The sequence below is a fragment of the Streptomyces sp. NPDC047014 genome (assembly GCF_040644195.1).
Taxonomy (GTDB): domain Bacteria; phylum Actinomycetota; class Actinomycetes; order Streptomycetales; family Streptomycetaceae; genus Streptomyces.
The window spans coordinates 22,878-29,234 of the sequence record NZ_JBEYVX010000078.1; the positions used below are offsets into that span (position 1 = coordinate 22,878).

Sequence of the window (6,357 nt, forward strand, 5' to 3'; positions counted from 1 at the left end):
TCGTCGGGACCGCCGGGCGCCGGTGTCCCCGGCGTCCGGCGGTCCCCTCCTCAGAACGGGTGCCCGGCGGGCGTGGTACGGGCCGTGGTCCAGCGGAGTTCCGTGAAGGCGTCGAGGTTCGCCTCGCCGCCGAAGCGGGCCCCGGTGCCGGAGGCGCCGACCCCGCCGAAGGGGGCCACCGCCTCGTCGTTCACCGTCTGGTCGTTGATGTGCGCGATGCCGGTCGGGATCCGCGCGGCCAGGTCGAGCCCGCGTGCCGCGTCGCGGGTGACGATGCCGAGGGAGAGGCCGTAGGGCCCGGCGGAGGCCAGCTCCACCGCCTCGTCCTCCGTGGCGAAGGACCGTACGGGCGCCACGGGGCCGAAGACCTCCTCGGCGTAGGCGGGCGTGTCGTCCCCGGCGCCCGCCAGCACGGTCGGGCGGTAGAAGAGCTCGCGGTGGGTGCCTCCGGCGACGAGCTTGGCGCCGGCGGCGGTGCTGGCCTCCACCAGGGCGTGGACCCGCTCCAGCTGGGCGCGGTCGATCAGCGGGCCGAGGTGCACCTGCTCGCGGTACGGGTCCCCCACGGCCAGCTCCTCGGCGCGCGCGGCCAGCCGCTCCACGTACTCGTCGTAGAGCGAGGCGTGCACCAGGTGGCGGCCGGCGGTCATGCAGATCTGGCCCTGGTGGAAGAAGGAGCCCCAGGACGCCTGGGCGACGGCGGCGTCGAGATCCGCGTCGCGCAGGACGACGAGGGCGGAGTTGCCGCCCAGTTCGAGGTGGGCGCGCTTGAGGTGACGGCCCGCCAGTTCACCGACGGCCCGGCCGGAGGCGGTGGATCCGGTGAAGGAGATCACCCGTACCCGGGGGTCCGCGACCACGGCGGCGCCCGTGTCGGCGCCCCCGGGCAGGACGTGCAGCAGCCCGGCGGGCAGTCCGGCGGCGGCGAACACGGCGGCGAGCGCGAGCCCGCCGCAGACGGCGGTGCGCCGGTCCGGCTTGAGCAGCACGGCGTTGCCGAGGGCGAGGGCCGGGGCGACGGAGCGGATCGCGAGGATCAGCGGGGCGTTGAAGGGGGCCACGACTCCGACCACACCGGCCGGCACCCGGCGGGTGAACGACAGCCGGGGGGCCTCGCTGGGCAGCACCTGCCCGGCCGGGCGGGAGGCGAGGGCGGCGGCCTCGTAGCACTCCTGCGCGGCCACGTGCAGCTCGAAGCCGGCCTTGCCCGGGATGGAGCCGGACTCGCGCACCAGCCACTGCCGCAGTTCCTCGGCGTGGGCGGTGAAGAGGTCCCCGGCGCGGCGCAGCACGGCCGCCCGCTCGGGGTGGGAGGTGCGCGCCCAGTCCTGCTGCGCCGCCCGCGCGCGTTCGGCGGCGTCGGCCACGTCGGCGGGGGCGGCGAGGGTGAGGGTGGCGAGGGTGCGGCCGGTGGCGGGTTCGACGACGGGGGCTTCGCCGCCGGTGAGGGTGGGTCCGTCCTGCCAGAGCGTCGGATCGAGGAGCGGCATGGCGCGGGTGCCTCCGGGTGGGGATGGGCGGGGTGCCGGACGAGGGGGGCGGCGGCACGCGCCATCGTGCCAGACCGGAGGCATCATCTCTGTTCAGTTATAGGGCAGTTGACGGCGCGCCCTGACCGGAAACGATCGACGCCGTGGCCGGACGACCCGCGCCCGGGTCCCGGCCACCCATCCCTGCCGTCAGCGCTCCAGGACCAGGGCGATGCCCTGCCCGACCCCGATGCAGAGCGCCGCCATGCCCGTGCCGGAGCCCGCCGCCGCCAGCTGGTGGGCGACCGCGCCCGCCAGCCGGGCGCCCGAGGCGCCGAGCGGGTGGCCGATCGCGATGGCGCCGCCGCGCGGGTTGACCACGGCCGGGTCCAGCTCCGGCCAGGCCGCCAGGCAGCCCAGCGCCTGCGCCGCGAAAGCCTCGTTGAGTTCGAGGACGCCCAGGTCACCCAGGCCGCGCCCGGCCTTGCCGAGGGCGCGCCGCACGGCGTCCACCGGGCCGAGGCCGAAGAGCTGCGGCTCGATCCCGGTGACGGCGGAGGCGCTGATCCGGGCCAGCGGCTCCCGGCCGGTGGCGGCCAGGCCCGCCTCGTCGGTGAGCAGCAGCGCGGCGGCGCCGTCGTTGAGCGGGGAGGCGTTGCCGGCCGTGACCGTGCCCCGGCCGTCCGTACGGAAGGCCGGCTTGAGCCGGGCCAGCGCCTCGGGTGTGGAGCCCTCGCGGATGCACTCGTCGCGCGCCAGGTCCACGCCCTCGTACGGGACGACCTCGTCCGCGTAGAGACCGGCGGCCCAGGCGGCCGCGGCCTTGCGGTGGCTGTCCAGCGCGAAGGCGTCCTGGGCCTCACGCGTGATCGCGTACTTGTCGGCGACGAGTTCGGCGCCCTCACCGAGGGACACCGTCCAGTCGGCGGGCATCCGCGGGTTCGTCATCCGCCAGCCCAGCGTGGTCGACCACATCTGCTGGTGTCCGGCCGGGAAGGCCCGCTCCGGCTTCTGCACCACCCAGGGGGCGCGGCTCATGGACTCGACGCCGCCCGCGACGGCCACGGAGGCGTCGCCCAGCGCGATGGCCCGGGCGGCCTGGATCACGGCCTCCAGGCCGGATCCGCAGAGCCGGTTGACGGTGACCCCGGGGACGCTCACCGGCAGCCCGGCCAGCAGCACCGCCATCCGGGCCACGTCGCGGTTGTCCTCGCCCGCGCCGTTCGCGTCGCCGAAGACCACGTCGTCGATGCGCGCCGGGTCCAGGTCGGGCGTACGGTCCACCAGCGCGCGCACCACATGCGCGGCGAGGTCGTCCGGCCGGACCCCGGCGAGGGCGCCGCCGAACTTGCCGATCGGGGTGCGGACGGCGTCGACCACGTAGACGTCGCGGACGGTGCGGATGCTCATGGGGGCTCTCCTGGGCGGATCCGTACGGGCGGCGGCGCGGCGGTGCCGGTGTGGACACCGGGGCACGCCGCCGGGCACGCCCGGTGGGGCGCGCCCGCAGTCTCCGTCCGCAGGTCACCGCCTGTCAACGGCCCCCGGGAGGGGCGCAGCGGCCGCCGGGCCGGTTCAGGTCGACTCCCGGTGCACGGCCTCCGCCCGCATCAGGCCGTGCCGCTCGGTGACCTCGCCCGGCTCCCGTACCGCGTGGTCCACCAGCGCCGCCAGGTGGTCGCCGGTGGGCATCTCGATGCGGACCGTGCTGAGCCGGGGCCGCAGCAGCCGCCCGACGAGCAGGTCGTCGGCGCCGACGACGGCCACGTCCTCGGGGATGCGCAGCCCCTCGTCCTGGAGGGCCCGCATGAGGAGCATCGCGTACTCGTCGTTGTACGCGAAGACCCCGTCCAGCCGCAGGGAGCGCCAGCGGGCCGCGAGCGCCGCGGCCGACTCCTCCGAGCAGGCCAGGGGCAGCGGCTCGACCCACGCGCCCGGGACGGAGCGGGCGCCCGCGAGCCGGGGCGCGGAGAACAGGCCCATGCCCTCCTCCCGCGGCACCACCACCCCGATCCGCGGCCGTCCTCGCTCGACGAGGTGGGCGGCGGCGCGGGCGCCGACCTCGCGCTGGTCCATGACCAGGGCGTGCGCCCCGGGCACGGTCTCCGGGCCCATGGTGATCACCGCGCGGGCGCCGGCCCGGCGCAGGGTGGCCACGTGGTGCGCGGAGAGGGTGATCTCGCCGAGGGAGATCACCGCGACGGGGCGCAGTTCGGCCCAGGCCCGCGCGGCCTCGTCCCCGCCGAGGCCGAGGCTGCCGTACTGCACGACGGTGTAGTCGAGGCGGCGCAGGGCCCGTTGGAGTTCGTCGAGGAAGGTGCTGTAGAGCGGTCCGGCCGGTACGTGCGAGGTGGGCAGCAGCACGATGCGGGTGTGTCCGGCGCGCAGGCTGCGGGCGGCGGCGTGCGGGACGTAGCCGAGCTCTTCGGCGGCCTCGCGGACCCTGCGGCGGGTGGGTTCGCTGATGCGGACGGCCTCGGCGTTGTTCAGCACGTACGAGACGGTCGCGCGCGACACGCCCGCGCGCCGGGCCACGTCCGCGCTGGTCGGGACGGGGGGCGTCGGCGCCTTGGGCTGCGGCGGGATCGATGAGTGAGCCATTGCCGAGGCATCCTTCCAGAGCGGCGGGGCCTCGGATCCGGCGGATGGCCGGAAACGGAGGCCATGATCGATGCCGGAGACCGAGGTCATGATCAATGCTGGTGCCATGACGAGCGAGACGACGTTTCACGAGGCGGCACCGCCGCCCCCGGCGGCCCCGATACCGCCGCCGCCCGCGGCCTACCACCGGATGGGCCTGGTCGCCGGGCGGCACGAGTGGTGGCGGCCGGTGGCCGGGACGGGGATGGTGTTCGGGGGCGCCTTCCTGCTGATGCTGGTGGTGATCGCCGTCACGGAGACCGCGGGGGTGGTCCTGGACCGGCCGGTCGACGCCGAGGGCATGGTGACCTGGGGCGGCCTCGGTGATCTCGCCCTCTCCCTGCTGGCGATAGCGCTGGCGACCCCCGTGGTCCTGCTGGCGGCGTACGCCGTGCAGGGCCGCGCGCCGGGGACGGTGGCCTCGGTCGAGGGCCGCCTGCGGTGGCGGCGGCTGGCCGGGTGCCTCGCGCCGGCGCTGCCGCTGGCCCTGCTCACGATGGGGATCCTGGCGCTGCTGCCGTCCCCGCCGGACGGGGACGGCGGGTCGGAGTGGGCGGGTACCTCGGCCTTCCTCACCGCGCTCGCCGTCCTGTGGGTGCTGGTGCCGTTCCAGGCGGCGGCCGAGGAGTACATGTTCCGCGGCTGGCTGCTCCAGGCCGTCGGCTCGTGGTTCCGCTCGCCGTGGGTGGCGATCGCCCCGCAGGCGGTGCTGTTCGCGGCGGCCCATGGCTGGGGCACGGTCTGGGGCTTCGCCGATCTGGTGGTGTTCGGTTTGGTGACGGGCTGGCTGACCGTCCGTACCGGTGGTCTGGAGGCCGCCATCGCCCTGCACGTCCTCAACAACCTGGTGTCGATGAGCATCGCGGCCGCGTTCGCCGGCGGGCTGGACTCGGACGAGACCGCCGCCGACATGGACGCGGCGGCGGTGGCGGTGGACGTGCCCGTCCTGCTGCTCTACGCGGCGGCCGTGCTGTGGATGACGCGCCGCCGCGAGCGCGCGGGCGGCGGCTGACCGGCGGGCCGCGGCCGATTCCGCGGGCCGCGCCGTTCCGTGGTCGGGTCCGTCAGCCGCCGGTGCCTCTGCCCGCCCCCTCTCTCTGCGGGTCCACCTGCCGCAGTTCGGCGAGGAGTTCGGTCTGACCGGCCAGGAGCTCGGTGAGGATCCGCCGGGCCGCGCGCAGGAGTTCCGCGACATCGCCGCCGGCGAGGGCGTAGCTGACGGTCGCCCCGTCGCGGATGGAGATCACGATGCCGGAGCGGCGCAGTACCGCCAACTGCTGCGAGAGGTTGGACGCTTCGACGTCTATCGCGGCCAGCAGGTCGCGTACGGGGACGGGTCCGTTCTGCAGGAGTTCCAGGACACGGATGCGGACCGGGTGCCCGAGCATGCGGAAGAACTCGGCTTTTGCCTGGTAGAGGGGTACCTGCATTCCCATGGGTGCTCCTGCTGTTGCGTCAAACCTCGGCCGGGGCCGCGCGGGCGTGCAGCCTGCCCGGCCGGCCACCGGTACCCATCATTCGTGCGGACCGGCCCACGCACACCCATGTATTACCGGTTTCAGACTTGCCGGATTGAAGATTTCTTCAATTTGTGGGCATGCGTGGGCGCGGAAATACCGCTGTCAGAGGTCCAGGTTGGCCTCGATGCGCTTGAGCTGATGGCGGGCCATGGCCAGGTTGGACTTGGTCTTGTCGAGTACGACGTACAGGAACAGCCCGTCGTTCCCACGGCGCTTGAGCAGCCTGATCAGGTGGTACTGGCCGCCGAGGGTGATCAGGACGTCCTCGATCTCGTCCTTGAGGCCCAGCATCTCCATGGTGCGGACCTTGGCCCGGATCACATCGGTGTTCCCGGCCGCGGCGACCGTCAGGTCCAGGTCCTTGCCGCCGCCGATGGTGCCCAGTGCCATACCGCTGGTGTAGTCCACGAGCGCGGCTCCCACCGCCCCCTCGATCGACGTGATCGTCTCCTTCAACGACACCTCTACGTTCGCCACGGCGTCCGCTCCCTTGGTTGCACGGTCCACGTCCGGCGCTCAAGTCCCACCCGCACCGGATCACTTGTGAGCTTCACGCTACCGAGCGTGCGCGAGGACGTGAGGGGAACAGGGGATTGCGTGGAATGTCTACTCAAGGGGGAAATGTCCGGGCCGGAGGCATATGCCGCAGGGAAGGCGGCGGACCCCGCACTCGCCGGCCTGTGCCACCGCCGTGGTCGTCGTACTCCAGTCCCCGGCGCCCGCGCGGT

Annotated in this window: 6 protein-coding genes; 1 reads left to right on the forward strand and 5 read right to left on the reverse strand. The window is 74.4% G+C overall.

The features are described from left to right. Positions 1-50: 50 nt before the first annotated feature. The 3 genes from ABZ873_RS27865 to ABZ873_RS27875 form a co-directional block, all read right to left on the reverse strand. Positions 51-1,490 (reverse strand): aldehyde dehydrogenase family protein, encoded by a 1,440-nt coding sequence (locus ABZ873_RS27865; protein WP_360877344.1) that lies wholly within the window; start codon positions 1,488-1,490, stop codon positions 51-53. 189 nt (positions 1,491-1,679) lie between these two features. Next, positions 1,680-2,879, reverse strand: a complete 1,200-nt coding sequence (locus ABZ873_RS27870) for a thiolase family protein (RefSeq protein ID WP_360877347.1) — start codon at positions 2,877-2,879, stop codon at positions 1,680-1,682. 165 nt (positions 2,880-3,044) lie between these two features. After that, on the reverse strand, positions 3,045-4,070 hold the full coding sequence (locus ABZ873_RS27875) for a LacI family DNA-binding transcriptional regulator (RefSeq protein WP_360877350.1): 1,026 nt from the start codon (positions 4,068-4,070) through the stop codon (positions 3,045-3,047). Between the two features lie 106 nt (positions 4,071-4,176). Here ABZ873_RS27875 and ABZ873_RS27880 point away from each other — a divergent pair, with 106 nt between their 5' ends. Further along, positions 4,177-5,121, forward strand: coding sequence for a CPBP family intramembrane glutamic endopeptidase (locus tag ABZ873_RS27880; protein ID WP_360877353.1), 945 nt, complete (start codon positions 4,177-4,179; stop codon positions 5,119-5,121). Positions 5,122-5,173: 52 nt separating this feature from the next. Here the strand turns inward: ABZ873_RS27880 and ABZ873_RS27885 are convergent, their stop codons facing one another. Together ABZ873_RS27885 and ABZ873_RS27890 are read right to left on the reverse strand one after the other, a co-directional pair. Then, a complete protein-coding gene (locus ABZ873_RS27885; protein ID WP_360877362.1) occupies positions 5,174-5,539 on the reverse strand; it encodes a metalloregulator ArsR/SmtB family transcription factor in 366 nt (121 codons plus the stop codon). Positions 5,540-5,731: 192 nt separating this feature from the next. Next, a complete protein-coding gene (locus tag ABZ873_RS27890) occupies positions 5,732-6,106 on the reverse strand; it encodes a hypothetical protein (protein ID WP_360877357.1) in 375 nt (124 codons plus the stop codon). Positions 6,107-6,357: the final 251 nt, after the last annotated feature.